This window comes from Brevibacterium sp. K11IcPPYGO002 (assembly GCF_050920635.1).
Taxonomy (GTDB): domain Bacteria; phylum Actinomycetota; class Actinomycetes; order Actinomycetales; family Brevibacteriaceae; genus Brevibacterium.
Map to the genome: position 1 here is coordinate 2,717,475 of NZ_CP131929.1, position 19,505 is coordinate 2,736,979.

Genomic DNA, 19,505 nt, shown 5'->3' on the forward strand with positions numbered 1-19,505 from the left:
CGCTCGGCATCTGCGATCCGCCGCGCATCCGCCGCGCCTCGACCGCGCCGCCCTCGCTCGACAGTTCCGATGTGACCCGACCAGCCATGCCCTCATCCGGCGGCACCGAATGATCGACCGGAGATAACCGCTGGAACATCCGCAGCCGACGGACTTAGCGTGACAATGCGACGTGAGAGTCACGCCGATATGCGAAAGAAGAATCATGGCCAAAGTGCTGCTCGTCCTTTTCCCAGACCCGGTCGACGGGTACCCGCAGTTTCCTCGGGACGATGCCAGGGACACCATTCCCGCCCTTCCCGACTATCCCAACGGCCATACGCTGCCGAGCCCCGAGGGCACGGACTTCGTGCCCGGTCAGCTGCTCGGCTCCGTCTCCGGCGAACTGGGCCTGCGCGCGTATCTCGAAGGTGCCGGCCGAGAACTCGTCGTCACCAGCGACAAGGAGGGTGAGGGTTCCGTGTTCGACCGTGAACTCGTCGACGCCGATGTCATCATCTCCCAGCCCTTCTGGCCCGCTTACCTCACCCCGGAGCGACTGGCGAAGGCAAAGAACCTCAAACTCGCCGTCACGGCCGGCATCGGCAGCGATCACGTCGATCTCGATACGGCGAACGCGCTCGGCATCACCGTCGCCGAGGTGACCTACTCGAACTCGATCGCCGTGGCCGAACATGCCGTCATGCAGATCCTCGTCCTCGTCCGCGACTTCGTCCGGCAGCACGAGATCTCGGTCGACGGCGGCTGGAACATCGCCGATGCCGTCGAACGCTCCTACGACGTCGAAGGCCTCGACGTCGGCATCTTCGCCGCCGGGCGCATCGGTCGGGCGGTCGCCGAGCGGCTCGCTCCGTTCGGCGTCCGCCTCCACTACACGGACCGTCACCGTCTGCCGGCCGAGTACGAGGAGCAGTACGGACTGACTTTCCACGAGAGCATCGAGGACCTCGTCAGACACATCGACGTCCTCACCGTCCATGCTCCGCTCACCGAGCAGACCCGCGGTCTGCTCAACGATGAGCTGCTGGCGACGATGCGCCGCGGCTCCTACATCGTCAATCCGGCCCGCGGCGCGATCGCCGATCAGGACGCTGTCGTCCGCGCCCTCGATTCGGGACAGCTCGCCGGCTATGCCGGTGACGTGTGGGATCCGCAGCCGGCCCCGGCCGACCATCCGTGGCGGTCGATGGCGCACAATGCGATGACGACTCACACCTCGGGGGCATCTCTGCCGTCGCAAGCGAAATACGCAGCAGGCACCCGCGAGATCCTCGAGGACTGGTTCGCCGACCGTCCGATCCGCCCCGAGTACCTCATCGTCGAAGGCGGGCACTATGCCGGCACCGGCGCGCATTCCTACGCCCAGCAGGAGGTTGCCGCCGTCTGAGAGCGGTGAGATCACTTAGGCTTGCGCCATGCTGCTGAGCCAACTCGAGTACTTCGTCGCCCTCGCCCGGGAAGAGCACTTCGGGCGAGCGGCGGCGACTTGCTATGTCTCGCCGTCGACGCTGTCCGATGCAGTGCGCAAACTCGAACGTGAGCTCGGGGTCCCGCTCGTGCGTCGCGGCCACAACTACGAGGGCCTCACTCCCGAGGGCGAACTCGCCCTACCCTGGGCACAGCGCCTCGTCGCCGACCGGGACGCTCTCGCAGCTGAGCTCACCGCAGCTCGCGGACGTCTGACGGGGCAGGCGACGATCGCCTCCATCCCTTCGGGCACGGCCGCCTCGGCGCAGCTCGTCTCCACGCTGGGGGCGAACCATCCGTTCGTGCACACGCGCCTGCAGACCGGGATGTCGAGTGCCGAGGTCGTGGCGAAGCTGCGTGCCTTCGACATCGACGGCGGAATCATCCACCCTTCCGCCGCCGACGGGGACGATATCGTCTCCACCCCGCTGCCCGAGGTGGCCAGCGTGATCATCACCTCCCCCGGACTCTTCCCCGTCGACACTCGCATCGTCACCGGAGCGATGCTCGCCGATGTGCCGCTGTGCCTGCTCACTCCTGCGATGCGGGCACGCCAGATCCTCGACTCCGCGCTCTTCGGCCGCGGAGTCGAACCTCAGCCCACCGTCGAAGCCGACTCGATCGAGGCGCTTCTGGCGCTCGTCGCCACCGGCCGTTGGGCTGCGGTCGTCCCCGAAACGACCGCGCTGAGGTCGGTGCTCGACTCGGTCGATTCGGACTCTCCCATCCTGTCGCTCCCGCTCACGTCACCGTCGGTGACGATGCCGCTGGCGTTCGTCCGTCTCGCGGCGCACCCGTTGCCCGCGGTGGTCGCCGCCCTGGAGTCCGCGGCCACGCTCCAACGCTGAAACTCCCCCGCACCCGCCACAGCACCGACTGCGGTGCACCATGCGTCCCGGCCCACCGCAGAGCCCTATCCGTTGAGCCTGACCTCTGACTTTGCCCAGGAATGATTCAGGGGCCATAATTGTTGAGCAGTTAAATTACCACTCCGTTCGCTTGAGGGCACCCTCCGATCATTCGGACCTCTCGGTCCCACGAGGGTACGAGCTCATCCAGCAGGAAGAAGGATATGCCCCAGGCAACACCGCCGCGCGCTCGACGCAGCTCAGTATGGACGCGCCTGAGGCGATCACGCCCCGCCGTCATCGGCCTCGTGCTCGTCATCGTCTTCGTCGCCCTCGCGCTCCTCGCGCCTCTCTTCTCCGCCATCACCGGCAACAGCCCGTACGCCTACCACCCTGACGCCCTCGGCCCCGACACCGCCCCCGTAGGGCCGCTGGGCGGCATAAGTGCTCAACACTGGTTCGGTGTCGAACCCCGCACCGGCCGCGACCTCTTCGCCATCGTCAGCTACGGCGCGCAGGTGTCTCTGCTCATCGGGCTCGCCGCCACCGCGGTGTCCATCGTCATCGGCGTCATCGTCGGACTCGCCGCCGGCTTCTACGGCGGCATCGCCGACCGGCTGCTCTCGCGGCTGACCGACATCATCTTCGGCTTCCCGTTCCTCATCTTCGCCATCGCCCTGTCGGCGACCGTGCCCGCCAGCGTGCCCCGCCCTCTCCTGCTCATCCTCGTCATCGGCTTCTTCGGCTGGCCGCAGGTCGCCCGCGTCGTGCGCAGCGAGACCCTGTCCCTGCGCGAACGCGGATTCGTCCGCGCCGCAGACGCACAGGGCACCGGCACGATCCGCATCATCGTCCGCGAGATCGCTCCGAACATCCTCGCCACCGTCATCGTCTTCACGACCGTGTCGATCCCGGGCAAGATCGGCGCCGAGGCGGCTCTGTCCTTCCTCGGCGTCGGCGTCAATCCGCCGACCCCGTCCTGGGGGCGATCGATCTCCGATGCCATCAGCTGGGTCCAGGTCGATCCCATGTACCTCATCTTCCCCGGCATGGCGCTCTTCCTCGTCACACTCGGCTTCAACATGTTCGGCGACGGGCTCCGCGATGCCCTCGACCCGTCCGAGGCGGAGACCTCCACGACCACCGGCACCGAGGCGGCCCCCACCGCTGCGCCGGTATCGACCGATCCCCTGAGCGCGGGAGGGCAGGCATGATCCGCGCGAAATTCATCGGCTCCCGCCTCCTCGGCGCCATCCTCGTCCTGCTCATCATCGCGGCCGCGTGCTTCGCGATCTTCTACCTCATGCCCGCGAACCCGGCACAGTATTCGTGCGGCAAGCCCTGCTCACCCGAGCGTCTGGCCGAGGTCGAACGCTACCTCGGGGTCGACCAGGCCTGGTGGAAGCAGCTCGTCGACTTCCTCGGCGGCATCGTCGGCGGCCGCACGTATGGTGAGGGCCAGGCAGCGATCCACTGCAACGCCCCGTGCTTCGGCTACTCCTTCCGTCTTCGTGATTCGGTCACACACCTCATCCTCGAGCGGCTGCCGATCACCTTCTCTCTCACCCTCGGCGCTGCCGTCCTGTGGGGTCTCGGCGGCATCGCCGCGGGTCTCATCGCCGCCCTCAAGCGCGGCACGCTCATCGACAGCACCGTCATGGGTGCGGCCATCACGGGCATCTCCGCGCCGACCTACCTGCTCGGGCTGCTCGGCATCCTCCTCTTCGGCTTCACCCTCAACGTGCTGCCGATCGGCGGCTACGTGCCGTTCACGGAGAATCCGGGAATGTGGGCGTTCCACCTCATCCTGCCCTGGATCGTCCTCGCGATCGCCAACGGCGCGATCTACGCGAGGCTCACCCGCGGGCAGATGCTCGAGGTGATGAGCCAGGACTTCATCCGCACCGCCCGGGCGAAGGGTCTGCGCGAGTCGACGGTGATCGGCAAGCACGGTCTGCGCAACCTCGTGCTGCCGCTGACGACGCTCTTCGCCATCGACATCGGCGGCCTGCTCGGCGGGGCCGTGATCACGGAGAAGGTCTTCGGTCTCGGCGGGGTCGGCACCCTCCTGCTCGAGGCGGTGACGAACCTCGACATCCAGGTCATCGTCGGCGTCACCCTCTTCGCCGCGGCCGTCGTCATCATCGCCAACCTGATCGCCGACCTCAGCTACTCGGTCCTCGACCCACGGATCAAGGCGAGCCGATGATCGGGTCACGTGTGCACATGCGGACAGGGCCGCCTCGGCGCCGATGTCCGCACCACCCGACCATCGCCGCACCATCATCACTCATCGCGCTTCGCACACCATCGAAAGGCACATCATGAAACGCTCGGCACTCATCGCCGCGACCCTCTCCCTCGGGCTCATCCTCACCGGGTGCAACGCCAACCCCGAGCTCAACGAAGACGGCGGAGAGTCCAATACCCTCGGCGACACGACCAAGGGCGGGACTCTCAACATCTTCTCCGACGCCCCTGACATGGACTTCGATCCGGGCAAGAGCCAGGGCCTGGCGATCACCTCGCTGTCGTTCGTCCACCGGCGTCTGACCACCTGGGACATCCAGCCCGGGAAGCAGGCGAAAGTCGTGCCGGACCTCGCCACCGACACCGGAGAGTCCAGCGACGACGGAAAGACCTGGACCTTCACTCTCAAGGACGGACTGAAATACGAGGACGGCTCGGACATCACCTCGGCCGATATCAAGTACGGCATCGAACGCTCCTTCTCCACCGAGCTCTCCGGCGGTCTCAGCTACCACAAGACCTTGCTGCAGGGCGGAGATGACTACACGGGCCCGTTCAAGGGCAAGGAACTCGACTCGGTCGAAACCCCGGATGTCAAGACCATCGTCTTCCACCTCGATTCGGCCTTCGGCGACTTCCCGTGGATCGCTTCGATGCCGGCCTTCTCTCCCGTGCCCGAGGACAAGGACGATCCCGGCAAGTACGGGCTCGACCCGATCGCCTCCGGACCGTACAAGGTCGAATCGAACAAGTCCGGCGCCGAGGCGGTGCTGACCCGCAACGACAATTGGGACGAGAAGACCGACCCGGTGCGCACCGCCGGTCCCGATGAGGTCGTGTTCAAGCTCGGCCAGGATGCTTCGGTGACCGCGCAGGCGCTCATCTCCGATTCCGGGGATGCGAAGGACGGCTTCTCCGCCAGCTTCGTGCCCGCCGCCCAGCTCGCGCAGGTGCAGAATGACCCGAGCGCGAAGTCCCGCCTCGTCACCTCCGGTCCCGGAGCCCTGTCCTACCTCGCGATGAACAACGACGCCAAGGGCCTCGACGACGTCAAGGTCCGCCAGGCGATCAACTACGCGGTGAATAAGGACACCTTCCGCATCGCCGCCGGCGGTGAGATCTCCGGCGATTTCGCCACAACACTCATCACTCCGGGCATTCCCGGACGTGAGGAGTACGACCTGTACAAGGCCGACCCGAAGGGCGATGTGGCCAAGGCGAAGTCGCTGCTCAAGGAATCGGGTGCGAAGCTCGGCACGCTCAAGCTGCTCGTCGCCAATGACGCCACCTCGGTCTCCGAGGCTCAGGCGATCCAGGAGGCTCTGGCCCGTGTCGACATCACGGTGACGATCAAGTCCGTCGACTCGAATACGTTCTCCGCCGACGCCACTGATGCGAAGGGCGATTTCGACCTCGCGCTGAGCTCGTGGCAGCCGGACTTCCCCTCGGCCAACGGCAATATCGCCCCGCTGTTCGACTCCTCGCAGATCGGCAACGGCAACTACAACATCTCGCACTACGACAACGACAAGGTCGATGCCCTCATCGAGCAGGCCACCGAGACCGTCGATCCGACAAAGGCGCAGAAGATCTGGGCCGAGGCCGACAAGACGATCATGGAGGACGCTCCGATCGTGCCGCTGACCTACAACAAGAACTCCTACCTGCACGGATCAAATGTGGAGAATTTCGTCATCGGCGACTTCCCTGCCTACCCGGTCTACTTCAAGGCCTCGCTGAAGGGCTGATCCATGGCTGCCGATCCGCAACTCTCCCCCGCCGAGGCGGCCCTGTCCTACCGTGGGCACTCCGTATCCTTCGGCGACCGTGTGATCACCCGGGATGTGTCCTTCGACCTCGTGCCGGGACGGATCCTCGCCCTCGTCGGCGAGTCCGGATCCGGCAAGTCCGTGACCGCGCTGGCCGCGCTCGGGCTGGCCGGGGCGGCCGAACAGACCGGTTCCGTACGACTTGCCAGGACCGGGTCGAAGGGGATCGACCTGGTGGGAATCGATGCGGATCGGCTGCGCTCCGTGCGCGGTGCGGAGATCGGGGTCGTGTTCCAGGAGCCGATGAGCGCGTTCAATCCGATGTTCCGCCTCGGCCATCAGATCGCCGAGGCGGTCCGCGCTCACCGTCCCCACGCGGGCTCCTCGACGGGTGGAGCGACGCCCGCTGCGGGAGATTCCGTCACCGACCGCGTGCGCGCCCAACTGGCCAAGGTCGGACTCGACGACCCGGAGCGGGTCATGAGGGCCTATCCGCACGAACTCTCCGGCGGTCAGCTGCAGCGAGCGATGATCGCCCTGGCCACGATCAATGCACCGCGCGTGCTCATCGCCGACGAACCGACCACGGCCCTCGACGTCACAGTGCAGACGGGCATCCTCGACCTGCTGCGCCGGCAGGCCAGCGAGGAAGGGCAGGCCGTCCTGCTCATCACCCACGATATGGGCGTCGTCGCCGACATCGCCGACGAAGTGGCCGTGATGAAGGACGGTCGCATCGTCGAGACCGGTGAGGTGCGCAGACTCTTCTCCGCCCCACGGGAGGAGTACACGAAGCAGCTCCTCGCCGCTGTCCCCCGCCTCGGCGCCGGTGCTCTGACCGATCGTGAGTCGGCACCGAGCGGACAGACGCCGTCCGTGACAGTGACTGTCCCGCTTGCCGCGGAACTCCGGTCCGCGAGCGTCGTGCACCGGACCTCGGCCGGACCGTTCACTGCTGTCGATGACATCGACCTGCAGATCCCGGCGGGTTCGATCACGGGGCTCGTCGGCGAATCCGGGTCGGGCAAGTCGACGATCGCCACCGTCCTCACCGGCGGGCAGAAGCTGACGACCGGTCGGGCCTTCGTCGACGGTCAACGGGTGAGCACTCGCCCGAACCGACGGCAGCGCCGGCGTCGAGCCGATATCGGCGTGGTCTTCCAAGATCCGCGGGGCTCGCTCAACCCGCGGCGGACGGTCGGTGCGCAGATCGCCGAACCGCTGCGCGTCCACCGCAGCCTCGACCACGCGCAGATCAGGTCACGAGTGGCCGGACTCCTCGATGACGTCCAGCTGCCGGCGGACTTCGCCTCCCGCTATCCGCACGAACTCTCCGGCGGACAGCGACAGCGCGTGGCCATCGCCCGTGCCCTGTCCTTGGAGCCGAAGCTGCTCATCGCCGATGAACCGACCTCGGCTCTCGACGTCTCCGTCCAAAGAGGCGTGCTGCGGCTGCTTGCCGAACTCCACGACACCCACGAGTTCGCGTGCCTGTTCATCAGCCACGACCTCGCGGTCATCGAACAGCTCGCCTCCACTGTCGTCGTGCTCCGGGACGGCACGATCGTCGAACAGGGCTCTGCCTCTCAGGTGCTCACGCGCCCCCAGCAGAGCTACACTCGCGAACTCATCGACTCCGCACCGGCCCCCGACCCGGAGATCCAGGCCGCCAGACGTGCGGCCAGACTGGCCGCATAGGGCACGGCCGCATAGGGCACGGCCGCCTCGGCGAGGTCGGACGACAGCGATCGGGCCCACCTCCCGGTATCTGCCGGCATGGATGGGAAGGAGCCCCGGACACCGCGTGGTGCCCGGGGCTCCTTCTTCGCACCTCTGCCCTGTGCGGAGCCTGCGGCGGAGGAATCGGGAGGTCCGATCAGCGTGCGGCAGTGCCCTCGGTGTAGTCGTCATCGGAGTCCTTGAGCCATGCGAACATCTTGCGCAGCTCGCGGCCGGTGGACTCGACCGGGTGCTGCTCTTCCTTGGCGCGCAGCTCCTTGAACTCCGGTGCACCGTTCTTCTGGTCGTTCATGAAGCGCTCGGCGAACTTTCCGTTCTGGATGTCGTCGAGGACGCCCTTCATGTTCTCCTTCACCTCGGGCGTGATGACCCGCGGGCCGGAGACGTAGTCGCCGTACTCAGCGGTGTCGGAGCAGGACCAACGCTGCTTGGCGATGCCGCCTTCGACCATGAGGTCGACGATGAGCTTGAGCTCGTGGAGGACCTCGAAGTAGGCGATCTCGGGCTGGTAGCCGGCCTCGGTCAGCGTCTCGAAGCCGTACTGGACGAGGTGCGAGACGCCGCCGCAGAGCACGGTCTGCTCACCGAACAGGTCGGTCTCGGTCTCCTCGGTGAAGGTGGTCTTGATGCCGCCGGCGCGCAGGCCGCCGATGCCTTTGGCGTAGGACAGGACGGTGTCCCAGGCCTTGCCGGAGGCGTCGACCTCGACGGCGACGAGCACGGGCACACCACGGCCATCGACGAACTCACGACGGACCACGTGGCCCGGGCCCTTCGGGGCGACCATGATGACGTCGACGCCCTCGGGAGCCTTGATGTAGTCGTAGCGGATGTTGAAGCCGTGGATGAACACGAGGGTCTTGCCGGGAGCCAGCTGATCCTTGATCTCGTTGTTGAAGATCTCGGCCTGAACCTGGTCGGGTGCGGCGATGGTGATGACGTCGGCCCATGCGGCCACCTCGGCGGGGGTTCCGACCTCGAGGCCTTCGGCCGTGGCCTTGTCGCGGCTGGGCGAGCCTTCCTTGAGACCGATGCGGACTTCAGCGCCGGAGTCGCGCAGGCTCAGCGAGTGGGCGTGGCCCTGGCTGCCGTAGCCGATGACGGCGACCTTCTTGCCCTGGATGATCGACAGGTCTGCATTGTCGTCGTAATAGCGTTCTGCTGCCATAGTTCTAGCTCCTTCGGATTACGGGGTGATGTCCCCATTGTTTCACAGTTCGGTATTGCTGCTCACGTTTTGAGATGAGAGGGGTTCCACAAGTTGGAACGCGAAATCAGCTGCGCGGTGTTCGTCAGCTGCGCAGGGCACGGTCGGTGATCGACTTCGCCCCGCGGCCGATGGCCACGGTTCCCGACTGCACGATCTCCTTGATCCCGAAGGGCTCGAGGACCTCGCGCAGCGCTTCGACCTTGCCGAGCTCACCGGTGGCTTCGATGCTCACGGAATCGGGTCCGACGTCGACGATCTTCGCTCGGAACATCTCCACCGCCGAGGCGACCTGCGGCCGTGTCGCCGCATTCGCCTTGACCTTGTAGATGATGTGCGCACGACGCACCGAGGATTCGGGTTCGAGCTCGACGATCTTGATGACGTTGACGAGCTTGTTCAGCTGCTTCGTCACCTGCTCCAGGGGAACATCGTTGACGTCGACGACCACGGTGATCCGCGAGAGCTCTTCGTGCTCGGTGACGCCGACGGCGAGGCTGTGGATGTTGAAGCCGCGGCGGGCGATGAGTCCGGTGAACCGGGTGAGCACGCCGGGCTTGTTCTCGACCAGGACAGAGAGTGTGTGTCGGCTGTTGTTCATTCCAGGCCTCCTTCGATCTGAGCCACGGAACGCACCGTGCCGTCTTCGTTCGCTGCGGCCTCGGCGATCGCGGCCTCGGCTTCCTCTTCGCCCTCTCCGTCGAACTCGGGACGGATGCCGCGGGCGTACTCGATCTCATCGTTCGACACGCCTGCCGCGACCATCGGCCACACCATCGCATCCGGTGGGACCGTGAAGTCGAGGACGACCGGTCGGTCGTTGATCGACAGCGCCTTCTCGATCGCGGCATCGACATCCTCGTTGCGGTCCACGCGGATCGCCTCACAGCCGTAGGCTTCGGCCAGTTTGGCGAAGTCGGGGATGCGGATCGTCTCGTGGCCGGTGTTGAGGTCGGTGTTCGAGTAGCGGCCGTCGTAGAACAGGGTCTGCCACTGGCGAACCATGCCCAGCGACGAGTTGTTGATGATCGCAACCTTGATCGGGATGTTGTTGAGCGCGCAGGTGGCCAGTTCCTGATTCGTCATCTGGAAGCAGCCGTCTCCGTCGATCGCCCACACCACACGGTCGGGCTGGCTGACCTTCGCACCCATGGCCGCGGGCACGGAATAGCCCATGGTGCCGAGTCCGCCGGAGTTCAGCCAGGACTTGGGGCGCTCGAATTCGACGAACTGAGCCGCCCACATCTGGTGCTGTCCCACTCCTGCGGCATAGACCGCCTCGGGGCCGGTGAGCGCGGAGATCCGGGAGATGACGTACTGCGGATCGCACAGTTCGCCGTGCGTCTCGTAGCCGAGCGGGTAGGTCTGCTTGAGACGGTTGAGGAAGCGCCACCACGGTTCGCGCTGACGCTCCAGGGCCTTGGGGAACTTGCTGCGCATCTCTGCGAGCATCTCGGAGAGCACCTCGCGGGCATCGCCGACGATGGCCACATCGACCTCGCGGTTCTTGCCGATCTCGGCCGGGTCGATATCGGCGTGGATGACCTGGGCGTTCGGGGCGAACGAGTCGAGCTTGCCGGTCACGCGGTCGTCGAAGCGGGCGCCGATCGCGATGAGCAGATCGGCCTTCTGGAAGGCGGTGACGGCCGGCACGCTGCCGTGCATTCCGGGCATGCCCAGGTGCAGCTGATGCGAGTCAGGGAAGGCGCCGCGCGCCATGAGCGTGGTGACCACGGGGATGTTCGTGGCCTCGGCCAGGCGCAGCAGCTCCTTCTCCGCCTCCGAGCGGATGACTCCGCCGCCGATGTAGAACACGGGGCGCTGAGCCTCGGACATCAGGCGCGCGGCCTCGCGGATCTGCTTGGCGTGCGGCTTGAGGATCGGACGGTATCCCGGCAGCACCGGCTCCTCGGGCCAGACGAACGGAGCCGTGCCGGTCTGCGCATCCTTGGTGATGTCGACGAGCACGGGGCCGGGACGGCCGGTGGTCGCGATGTGGTGGGCGTTGACGAGCGCCGCCGGAATGTCCTCGGCGCGAGTGACGAGGAAGCTGTGCTTGGTCACCGGCATCGTCATGCCGACGATGTCGGCTTCCTGGAAGGCGTCGGTGCCGAGCAGCGACGAAGCCTGCTGACCGGTGATCGCGAGCATCGGCACGGAGTCCATGTGCGCATCGGCCAGGGCCGTGATGAGGTTCGTCGCGCCGGGGCCGGAGGTGGCGATGCACACGCCGAGCTTGCCCGATGCCGCCGCATAGCCTTCGGCCGCATGGCCGGCGCCCTGCTCATGGCGGACGAGGATGTGCCGGATCTTCTCCGTCTCGAACAGCGGGTCATAGGTGGGAAGGATGGTGCCGCCGGGAAGCCCGAATACCGTGTCGACCTCGAGCTTCTCGAGGCTGCGGACGATCGCCTGCGCGCCGGTCAGGACCTCCGGGCCGGTGTTGCGGCGAATACTGGACGGTGTGGCTGTGACCGGCGCGGACGCGGCTTGAGTGCCCGTGTCCTTCGCGGTCGAGGGCTTGGCTGCCATCGATTCCTATCCTTCCTAGGTTTCCTTCTCATCTCCGCATGAAAAAAGCCCCTCCGGATTCGGTAGGGGCGCGCGGAACGTGTCGTCTCGACAGGCTACGGAAGATCCGCGCGCTGGTGAATAACGACGACAAGAAGGTGAGTCATGCCTCAATAGTTCCCCGCAGCACTCGAGGGTGTCAAACCTCGTCATCGTTCGTCCCAACATTCAAGACTGAAAATGGTTGACATGCGAGATTCGCCGAGGCGGCGCTGCGTCGACACCTTCCCACCGGCCGTCGGTCGGCCAGCGATGTTCAGCGCACCCGGTGATATTCAGCGCACAGAGAAACGGGAAGTCCGTTTGCCGGATTCGTGGAATAGGTCACAGTCTGCGACTAGGCTGGATTCTCGTGCGCCCCCTCCTCCGTTTCTGGCCTGATCTCCGCTCCCGCATCGGCGTGTACGTCCTCGTGCTCGTCCTCACTCTCCTGGCCAACGGAATCCAGCTCGTCGTCCCGGTGATCACCGGCCACATCGTCGACGGCCCCATCGCCCATCGAGATCTGTCCGCCCTGTGGCTGCCGGTCCTCGGGGTGCTGCTCATCGGCATCGCCGAGGCGGTCGGCATGTGGGCCCGACGCATGGTCGTCGCTCCCGTCGTCTCCCGCTGGGAGGTGACGTGGCGTTCGCGCCTGTTCGATCGTCTCCAGTACACCTCGGTGGCGATCCATGATTCCTGGGAGTCCGGCCAGCTCCTCTCGCGCGCGGTGAATGATCTGTCCCAGCTGCGACGTTTCTTCGCATTCGGGCTGCCCTTCCTCCTGTCCACACCGATCGTGCTCGCCGTCGGCACGGTGATGCTCGTGATCATGCAGCCGGTGTTCGGTCTGATCATGATCCTCATGGCGGTGCCGGCGATCATCGCGGTCGCCGTCTTCGAGAAGCACTATCGGGAGACCTCCCGCCGGTCGCAGGACACCATGGGCGAACTGACCACGGACGTCGAGGAGTCCATCCAGGGCATCCGCATCCTCAAGTCCTTCGGCCGCTCCCCCTGGGCCGCCGAGCGCTTCGCCGAGATCTCGACCCGGCTGAAGTCCCTGGAGGTCCGCAAAGCGAAGCTCGACTCCTGGCTGTGGAGCGTGCTCCTGCTGCTGCCGACTCTGGCTCAGGCCGCGATCGTCGCCGTGGGCACCTGGGGTGTCATCGAAGGCTGGACGACGATCGGCACGGTCGTGGCGGCGGTGACGATCTCGATGGTGCTGCGGATGCCCATCGAGATGCTCGGCTTCCTGCTCGCCGATGCACTCATGGCGCTGACCGCCGCCGGTCGGTATTGGGAGGTCATCGACATCCGCCACGACATCACAGACACCGACGGCGGTGTCGATGACGCCCCCGAAGTCGGCCACTACCGCGGGAGGCTGCGCTTCGCCGATGTCGATTTCCATTTCGCCGATACGAAGCGACTGACTCTGCGGGGCCTCGATCTCACCATCGAACCCGGTCAGACCCTCGCCCTCGTCGGGGCGACGGGCTCGGGCAAGACGACATTGGCGTCGCTGGTGCCCCGGCTCCAGGACGTCTCCGCCGGCACGGTGAGCATCGACGACGTCGACATCCGGGACATGCCGGTCAACGAGCTGCGCCACCTCGTGTCCGTGTCCTTCGAGGATCCGATCCTGTTCTCGACCTCGGTTGCCGAGAACGTCGAGATGGGCGCCCCGGGGGCGAGCGAGGAGGAGATCTGGGAGGCTCTCGAGATCGCGGCGGCGAAGGATTTCGTCTCCCGCCTGCCCGAGGGGCTGGATACGCAGGTCGGCGAACAGGGTCTGTCACTGTCCGGCGGTCAGCGTCAGCGCCTCGCCCTGGCTCGCGCTGTCATCGGCCGTCCGCGCATCCTCGTCCTCGACGACCCGCTCTCGGCCGTCGACGTCGACACCGAGGATCGGGTGCAGCGAGCCCTGCGGGAGATCCTGCCGGATTCGACAACGCTCATCATCGCCCATCGCCCCTCCACTGCGGCGCTGGCCGATGCGGTGGCCGTGCTCGATGAGGGCCGGATCGCGGCCCTGGGCACCCACGAACAGCTGCTCGAGTCCTCGAAGCTCTATCGCGAACTCATGGGGGCGAGCGCGCACACCGAGGCGCACACGCATCCGGGGGCGGCCGCCTCGGCGACGGAAGGAGGGACACCATGAGCATGCCCCGTCTCGACAGCGACGACGAGATCGAGTCTCTTCCGCCCGATATCGCGAAGAAGGCCCGCGCCCTGCTGATGTCGCTGGTCAGGCCGCATTCGGCGATGATCATCTTCCTCGCGGTCATCGTCGTCCTCACCGCGGCCCTCATGGTCATCGGGCCGGTGTTCATCGCCGATGCCCTTGATCAGGGCGTGCCCGCCGCCATCGACGGAGACATGGGTCCGCTGATTCGGGCGGTCACGTTCTTCGTGGTCTCCGCGGTCGCCTCGGCGATTCTGGCGTTCACCTCGACCAGGCTCGTCGGGATCACAGCACAGAAGATCCTCTTCACCCTGCGCGAGCGGATGTTCACTCATGTGCAGCGTCTGGACCTGGGCTATCACGAGAAGTCGACCTCGGGTCGGCTCGTGTCCCGGCAGACCTCGGACATGGAATCGGTGCAGCAGTTCCTGTCGTATTCTCTGTTCGAGACGGCGCTGGCGGTGCTGCAGATGCTGTTCATCGCCGTCACACTCGTCGTCCTCGATGTGCCGTTGGCGATCGTCGTCTTCGCCGGTTTCGTGCCGCTGTTCTTCATCACGAAGGCCGCACATTCGACTCAGCGCAGCGCCTACCGGCGGACGCGGACGTCGATCGCGAAGGTCATCGTCCACTTCGTCGAGACGATGGGCGGCATCCGCGCCGTGCAGGCGTACCGCCGTCAGCCCGAGCGGCGCGGGACGCTGAGCGATCAGGATGCGCGGTATCGGGATGCGAACACCGATGCCCTGCGTGGGGTGGCCTGGTTCGCCGGATGGACGCGGCTGATCGGCAACATCACCCAGACGGTGATCATCGTCATCGGTGCGTGGCTCGTCATCGAGGGGTGGACGCAGATCGGCGTGCTCGCCGCGTTCATCCTCTACCTGCGCCGTTTCTACGGCCCGCTCGACGAACTCGTCCAGGCGTTCAATCTCTACCAGTCCGCCTCGGCGGCGTTAGAGAAGATCGCGGCGGTCCTCGACACCGACCCCGAGGTGGTCGAGCCGACCCAGCCGCAGGCTCTGCCTACGCACGCGAACGGTGACTCACCGTCTGCGGACAATGACGCCGCACCCACGCGTCCCGCCACTGGTCGTTCCCTCGATCTCGACGGCGTCCGCTTCGCCTACGCCGACGGACCCGATGTCCTCCCCCGCTTCGATCTGCACATCCCCGCCGGGCAGATCGTCGCGCTCGTCGGCGCCACCGGCGCGGGCAAGTCGACCCTGGTCAAGCTCGTCACCCGGTTCTATGACCCCAGCGTTGGACGGATCACCCTCGACGAGGTGGATCTGCGTGACCTCGATGACGGACAGCTGCGGTCGTCGGTCGTCATGGTCACTCAGGAGTCGTTCCTCTTCGCCGGCACGATCGCCGACAACATCCGCATCGGCGATCCTGGTGCCAGCGACGAGGCAGTCGTGGCGGCGGCGACCGCCGTCGGTTTGGATGCGTACATCCGCCGACTGCCCGACGGCTATGCCACGGATGTGAAGAAGCGCGGCGGCCGACTGAGTTCGGGACAGCGTCAGCTCGTGTCGTTCGCCCGGGTGTTCCTCGCCGATCCGGATGTCGTCGTCCTCGATGAGGCGACCGCTCACCTCGACATCCCGTCCGAGCGGCTGGTGCAGAACGCTCTGGCCACGGTGCTCGAGGGCAGGACCGCGATCATCATCGCCCACCGCCTGTCCACCGTCGAGATCGCCGACCGCGTGCTCGTCATGGAATCCGGTCGGATCATCGAGGACGGGACACCCGACGAACTCATCTCCGGCACCGGGAAGTTCGCGCAGCTGCACCAGGCCTGGCGAGACTCCCTCGTGTGAGGTCACTCGCTGATCAGCGGCACGAATCGATACCACCCGTGACGAGTGATCGTCAGCTCGTCGGCACCGGGCCCGTCACGGACGACTCGGAGCATCTCCCCTGCGACGGGAATGACCATCGTGGCGCCGAGGGCCAGCTGATCGACGAGCTGGTCGGGCAGTGTCTCTGTCCCGGCGGAGACGAGGATCCGGTCGAACGGGGCCTCAGCCGGGAGACCGAGGGCACCCGGAATGGCTGCGTGGATGGCCACCTCGGCGAGGGTCTCCTGGTCTGGGGCTTCAGCGGTGACGGCGTCGATGGCCGCCTGCGAGGAGTCGACGAGCTCGGGATGCCGTTCGACCCCGAGCACCTGCCCGGCCGGCCCGACGAGGACGGCGAGCAGCATCGAGGTCCACCCGGAGCCTGATCCGAGGTCGAGGACGGTCTCACCCGGCTGCGGATCAAGCAGCCGGAGCATGTCCGCGACGGTGCTCGGCTGCGAGTTCGTCTGTCCGTGCCCGATCGGCAGGGGCACGTTGCCGGAGGCGTTCTGTCGTTCCGTCACCGGCAGGAAGGGTTCGCGCGGAACCCGGGCGAACGCCTCGGCGATTCGGTCGTACGTCGCATCCGATGTCATTGCTCCTCCGATCCACCACCGTCTTCGGTACCTCCCATTGTGCCGATCTGCGCTGAGGGCACAATGGCCACCGAGTATCGTTGTGCCGTGACCCAATCTGATCTCTCCCGCGCCCAGAGCCTCATCACCTCGATTCCTGACTATCCCGAACCGGGAGTGGACTTCCGCGACATCTCTCCGCTGCTCGCCGATGGTCCGGCGATGAGGGCCGTCACCGAGGCGCTCATCGAACCGTTCGCAGGTCAGTTCGATATCGTCGGCGGGCTCGAGGCCCGCGGCTTCCTCTTCGCCGGTGCCATCTCCGCGATGACAGGAGTCGGAATCCTGCCGATCCGCAAGGCCGGAAAGCTCCCCCGCCCGGCGGCTGCCGTGTCGTACACCCTCGAATACGGCACCGCCACAATCGAAGGGCCCGATGTCCTGGAGAAGGGCGAGCGCGTCCTCCTCATCGATGACATCCTCGCCACCGGCGGGACGCTCACAGCTGCTCAGTCACTGGTCGCCGATCTCGGCGCCGAAGTCATCGGATCAGCCGTCGTCCTTGAGCTCACTGCGCTCGGCGGGCGCGAGCATACGGGCGAGGTTCACACCCTCTTCGTCGAGTGAGGAGAGCACAGTCAGCGGCCGGTGTCGTAGATACGGCGCAGCTGACTCGGACATCCTCAGCCGATTCGGATGAGGGTGTCTCCGGTCGAGATCGGCCCCGCCTCGGTGAGGGTCAGGTTCTCGGCGTCGGCTTCGAGGACGACGACCGGAACGATCACGGACTTCTCCGCCTCCCGTGCGGCTGCCAAGTCCCAGACGATGATCTCTTCGCCGGCCTCGACCTGGTGCCCGGCCTCGGCACGGAGCGTGAAACCAGCGCCCTTGAGGTGAACGGTGTCGATGCCCAGGTGGACGAGCACACCCTGATCGGGCCGGGGGGAGATGACGAAGGCGTGGGGCTTGAGGCTCGTCAGCTTTCCCGCGACAGGAGCCGTGACCGTCAGGGTCGTGGCCTCGCCGGGGTCGATGGCCGTTCCGGGGCCGACGAGCGCTTTCGCGAAGACGGGGTCGGGAACCTCCGTCAATGGGATCACCGTGCCGGTGATGGGTGCAGCGATCGTGACTGCCATAGTCAGCAGGCCGCCTTTCTCCAAAATCAGTTGTACTTCGCCTAGACTGACCTCAGACTACAGACAAGGATCACTGTCGACCAGCAGATGCTCACCGGCGAGCAGAGGAGACGAAGACGTGACTCAGCCCATGAGGTCTTCGATGTCATCGACGAGGTTGTCCGCCTCCGGACCGACGACGACCTGGACCGCGCTTCCCTGCACCACCACGCCGAAGGCGCCGGCAGCCGTGAGCGCCTGTTCGTTGACGAGAGAGTCATCGTCGACCTCGACGCGCAGGCGAGTGATGCACGCTTCGATGTCGTCGATGTTGTCGGCACCGCCCAGTCCGGCGAGGATCTGCGCTGCTTTGTCCATGTCTGTCACCTTCATCTCCGGCACCCATGCGCCGGCGTCGATTTCACGTTCTGCGATCTGCGTCACAAGTCTACGTCGACTCGTGCCCGACGACCCCACTTCCGAGGAGGAACCCGATGACCACCGCATCCGCTGAGGCACCGAAGAAGCGCAGGAAGGCGATACCAGGGTTCGCCCAGCTCCAACGCGTCGGCCGCTCCCTCATGCTCCCGATCGCCGTGCTGCCCGCCGCGGCTCTGCTGATGCGCTTCGGCCAGCCGGACATGCTCGGCGCCGACGGGCTCGGCCAGTTCGCCGACTGGCTGCTGCCGGTGGCGACGGTCTTCGCGGCCGCCGGTTCGGCTCTGTTCGACAACCTGCCGCTGATCTTCGCCGTCGGTGTGGCCATCGGCTTCGCGAAGAAGGCCGACGGCTCCACGGCACTGGCCGCCGTCGTCGGCTATATGGTCCTCACCGGAGTCTTCACGGCCATGGCTCCGAGTTTCGGCTCGGACAACGGTGAGGGTGAGAACGTCATCAACTTCGGAGTGCTCGGCGGAATCGTCGTCGGCATCATCACCGCCCTGCTCTATCAGCGCTATCACCGGATCAAACTGCCGACCTACCTCGGCTTCTTCGGCGGTCGCCGCTTCGTCCCGATCGTCACTGCGGTAGCGTCGATGGTCATCGCCGTGATCATGGCGCTCATCTATCCCGTCTTCGACGCCCTCATCAACAAGGGCGTGGGCGGCTTCCTCATGGAGCACGGAGCCAATCCGGGCACCGGGTTCGTCTTCGGCACGATCAACCGACTCCTCATCCCGTTCGGGCTGCATCACCTGCTGAACAATCTGCCCTGGTTCCAGCTGGGTTCGTGCACGACTTCCTCGGGGGACACCGCGCACGGCGACATCACCTGCTTCTTCTCCGGTGTGGACGGCACGGCAGACTGGACGGGGTCGTTCATGACCGGCTTCTTCCCGATCATGATGTTCGCGCTTCCCGCTGCGGCTCTGGCGATCTACCGTACCGCGCACCCGAAGCGCCGCAAGGTCGTCGGCGGCATCATGCTCTCGGTGGCGCTGACGGCCTTCATCACCGGAATCACGGAGCCGCTCGAATACGCCTTCGCCTATGTCGCATTCCCGCTCTACGCGGTCCACGCCGTGCTCACCGGCACATCACTGGCGCTGGTGAATGCGCTCGGCATCAAATCCGGGTTCGGGTTCTCCGCCGGTGCGTTGGACTATCTGCTCAATCTCGGCCGGGCGTCGGAACTGTCCGGCGGCATCGGCCCCGTCCTGCTCCTGCTGGTCATCGGTCTGGGCTACGCCGTCATCTACTACTTCCTCTTCCGGTGGGCGATCATCAAATTCAATCTGCATACCCCCGGTCGCGAGGATGAATCCGAGTCCGGCACCGCGGCCGCGTCGGTCTTCGACGAGGCTCAGATCGCCGCCGAGGAGTCCACGGGCAAGAAGCGTGCACAGGACGAGGGCCGAAGCTGACCGTCCATGGAATGCTCCGGGTCCCGGTGACGTTATAGTCTCGGTTCGGCGCTCTCACCGGGTGCCGAACCGGCGGACCCGATC

General features: G+C 66.1%; 16 protein-coding genes. 10 read left to right on the forward strand and 6 right to left on the reverse strand.

The annotated features are described in order from the left end of the window. Nucleotides 1-205 precede the first annotated feature (205 nt). From QYM46_RS12330 to QYM46_RS12355, 6 genes are all read left to right on the forward strand, one after another. The gene (locus QYM46_RS12330; RefSeq protein WP_432789144.1) at nt 206-1,387 is read left to right on the forward strand and encodes an NAD-dependent formate dehydrogenase; all 1,182 of its coding nucleotides are present in this window, start codon (nt 206-208) and stop codon (nt 1,385-1,387) included. A gap of 28 nt (nt 1,388-1,415) precedes the next feature. Further along, a complete protein-coding gene (locus QYM46_RS12335; RefSeq protein ID WP_432789145.1) occupies nt 1,416-2,315 on the forward strand; it encodes a LysR family transcriptional regulator in 900 nt (299 codons plus the stop codon). Nucleotides 2,316-2,539: 224 nt separating this feature from the next. Then, on the forward strand, nt 2,540-3,529 hold the full coding sequence (locus QYM46_RS12340; RefSeq protein ID WP_432789146.1) for an ABC transporter permease: 990 nt from the start codon (nt 2,540-2,542) through the stop codon (nt 3,527-3,529). Next, nucleotides 3,526-4,524, forward strand: coding sequence for an ABC transporter permease (locus tag QYM46_RS12345; protein ID WP_169252738.1), 999 nt, complete (start codon nt 3,526-3,528; stop codon nt 4,522-4,524). Before QYM46_RS12340 ends, QYM46_RS12345 begins: the two co-directional genes overlap by 4 nt. A gap of 115 nt (nt 4,525-4,639) precedes the next feature. After that, on the forward strand, nt 4,640-6,313 hold the full coding sequence (locus tag QYM46_RS12350) for an ABC transporter substrate-binding protein (RefSeq protein WP_432789147.1): 1,674 nt from the start codon (nt 4,640-4,642) through the stop codon (nt 6,311-6,313). A 3-nt stretch (nt 6,314-6,316) separates the two neighbouring features. After that, nucleotides 6,317-8,032, forward strand: a complete 1,716-nt coding sequence (locus QYM46_RS12355) for a dipeptide ABC transporter ATP-binding protein (protein ID WP_432789148.1) — start codon at nt 6,317-6,319, stop codon at nt 8,030-8,032. Between the two features lie 178 nt (nt 8,033-8,210). On the opposite strand, the gene ilvC is transcribed toward QYM46_RS12355, so the two are convergent. The 3 genes from ilvC to QYM46_RS12370 all read right to left on the reverse strand — a co-directional run bounded on the left by ilvC (nt 8,211) and on the right by QYM46_RS12370 (nt 11,813). Continuing rightward, a complete protein-coding gene (gene ilvC / locus QYM46_RS12360; RefSeq protein ID WP_432789149.1) occupies nt 8,211-9,242 on the reverse strand; it encodes a ketol-acid reductoisomerase in 1,032 nt (343 codons plus the stop codon). A gap of 124 nt (nt 9,243-9,366) precedes the next feature. Continuing rightward, the gene (gene ilvN, locus QYM46_RS12365; protein ID WP_025779412.1) at nt 9,367-9,882 is read right to left on the reverse strand and encodes an acetolactate synthase small subunit; all 516 of its coding nucleotides are present in this window, start codon (nt 9,880-9,882) and stop codon (nt 9,367-9,369) included. Next, nucleotides 9,879-11,813, reverse strand: a complete 1,935-nt coding sequence (locus tag QYM46_RS12370; protein WP_169252742.1) for an acetolactate synthase large subunit — start codon at nt 11,811-11,813, stop codon at nt 9,879-9,881. Before QYM46_RS12370 ends, ilvN begins: the two co-directional genes overlap by 4 nt. A 391-nt stretch (nt 11,814-12,204) precedes the next feature. On the opposite strand from QYM46_RS12370, the gene QYM46_RS12375 reads away from it, so the two are divergent. Further along, entirely contained in the window at nt 12,205-13,995 is a 1,791-nt protein-coding gene (locus tag QYM46_RS12375) for an ABC transporter ATP-binding protein (RefSeq protein ID WP_432789151.1), read from the forward strand. Next, nucleotides 13,992-15,845: an ABC transporter ATP-binding protein gene (locus QYM46_RS12380; protein ID WP_432789152.1), complete on the forward strand. Its 1,854-nt coding sequence runs from the start codon at nt 13,992-13,994 to the stop codon at nt 15,843-15,845. The genes QYM46_RS12375 and QYM46_RS12380 overlap by 4 nt, the downstream gene beginning before the upstream one ends. A gap of 2 nt (nt 15,846-15,847) precedes the next feature. Here the strand turns inward: QYM46_RS12380 and QYM46_RS12385 are convergent, their stop codons facing one another. Further along, on the reverse strand, nt 15,848-16,462 hold the full coding sequence (locus QYM46_RS12385) for a protein-L-isoaspartate O-methyltransferase family protein (RefSeq protein WP_169252744.1): 615 nt from the start codon (nt 16,460-16,462) through the stop codon (nt 15,848-15,850). Nucleotides 16,463-16,549: 87 nt separating this feature from the next. Between QYM46_RS12385 and QYM46_RS12390 the strand changes: the two genes are divergently transcribed. Then, nucleotides 16,550-17,068, forward strand: coding sequence for an adenine phosphoribosyltransferase (locus QYM46_RS12390; protein WP_169252745.1), 519 nt, complete (start codon nt 16,550-16,552; stop codon nt 17,066-17,068). 56 nt (nt 17,069-17,124) lie between these two features. Here QYM46_RS12390 and QYM46_RS12395 read toward each other — a convergent pair whose 3' ends face one another. Together QYM46_RS12395 and QYM46_RS12400 are read right to left on the reverse strand one after the other, a co-directional pair. Continuing rightward, nucleotides 17,125-17,577: a PTS sugar transporter subunit IIA gene (locus QYM46_RS12395; protein ID WP_432789153.1), complete on the reverse strand. Its 453-nt coding sequence runs from the start codon at nt 17,575-17,577 to the stop codon at nt 17,125-17,127. 123 nt (nt 17,578-17,700) lie between these two features. After that, entirely contained in the window at nt 17,701-17,934 is a 234-nt protein-coding gene (locus QYM46_RS12400; RefSeq protein WP_039211300.1) for a PTS transporter subunit EIIB, read from the reverse strand. 116 nt (nt 17,935-18,050) lie between these two features. Between QYM46_RS12400 and QYM46_RS12405 the strand changes: the two genes are divergently transcribed. Continuing rightward, a complete protein-coding gene (locus tag QYM46_RS12405; protein ID WP_432789154.1) occupies nt 18,051-19,421 on the forward strand; it encodes a PTS transporter subunit EIIC in 1,371 nt (456 codons plus the stop codon). Nucleotides 19,422-19,505: the final 84 nt, after the last annotated feature.

Excerpts from the sequence above, each read along its gene's own strand:
- QYM46_RS12350 (WP_432789147.1), top strand. The coding sequence starts at position 4,640 with ATGAAACGCTCGGCACTCATCGCCGCGACCCTCTCCCTCGGGCTCATC.
- QYM46_RS12330 (WP_432789144.1), top strand. The coding sequence starts at position 206 with ATGGCCAAAGTGCTGCTCGTCCTTTTCCCAGACCCGGTCGACGGGTAC.
- QYM46_RS12400 (WP_039211300.1), bottom strand. The coding sequence starts at position 17,934 with ATGGACAAAGCAGCGCAGATCCTCGCCGGACTGGGCGGTGCCGACAAC.
- ilvN (WP_025779412.1), bottom strand. The coding sequence starts at position 9,882 with ATGAACAACAGCCGACACACACTCTCTGTCCTGGTCGAGAACAAGCCC.
- QYM46_RS12395 (WP_432789153.1), bottom strand. The coding sequence starts at position 17,577 with ATGGCAGTCACGATCGCTGCACCCATCACCGGCACGGTGATCCCATTG.
- QYM46_RS12340 (WP_432789146.1), top strand. The coding sequence starts at position 2,540 with ATGCCCCAGGCAACACCGCCGCGCGCTCGACGCAGCTCAGTATGGACG.
- QYM46_RS12345 (WP_169252738.1), top strand. The coding sequence starts at position 3,526 with ATGATCCGCGCGAAATTCATCGGCTCCCGCCTCCTCGGCGCCATCCTC.
- QYM46_RS12355 (WP_432789148.1), top strand. The coding sequence starts at position 6,317 with ATGGCTGCCGATCCGCAACTCTCCCCCGCCGAGGCGGCCCTGTCCTAC.
- ilvC (WP_432789149.1), bottom strand. The coding sequence starts at position 9,242 with ATGGCAGCAGAACGCTATTACGACGACAATGCAGACCTGTCGATCATC.
- QYM46_RS12370 (WP_169252742.1), bottom strand. The coding sequence starts at position 11,813 with ATGGCAGCCAAGCCCTCGACCGCGAAGGACACGGGCACTCAAGCCGCG.
- QYM46_RS12335 (WP_432789145.1), top strand. The coding sequence starts at position 1,416 with ATGCTGCTGAGCCAACTCGAGTACTTCGTCGCCCTCGCCCGGGAAGAG.
- QYM46_RS12405 (WP_432789154.1), top strand. The coding sequence starts at position 18,051 with ATGACCACCGCATCCGCTGAGGCACCGAAGAAGCGCAGGAAGGCGATA.
- QYM46_RS12380 (WP_432789152.1), top strand. The coding sequence starts at position 13,992 with ATGAGCATGCCCCGTCTCGACAGCGACGACGAGATCGAGTCTCTTCCG.
- QYM46_RS12385 (WP_169252744.1), bottom strand. The coding sequence starts at position 16,462 with ATGACATCGGATGCGACGTACGACCGAATCGCCGAGGCGTTCGCCCGG.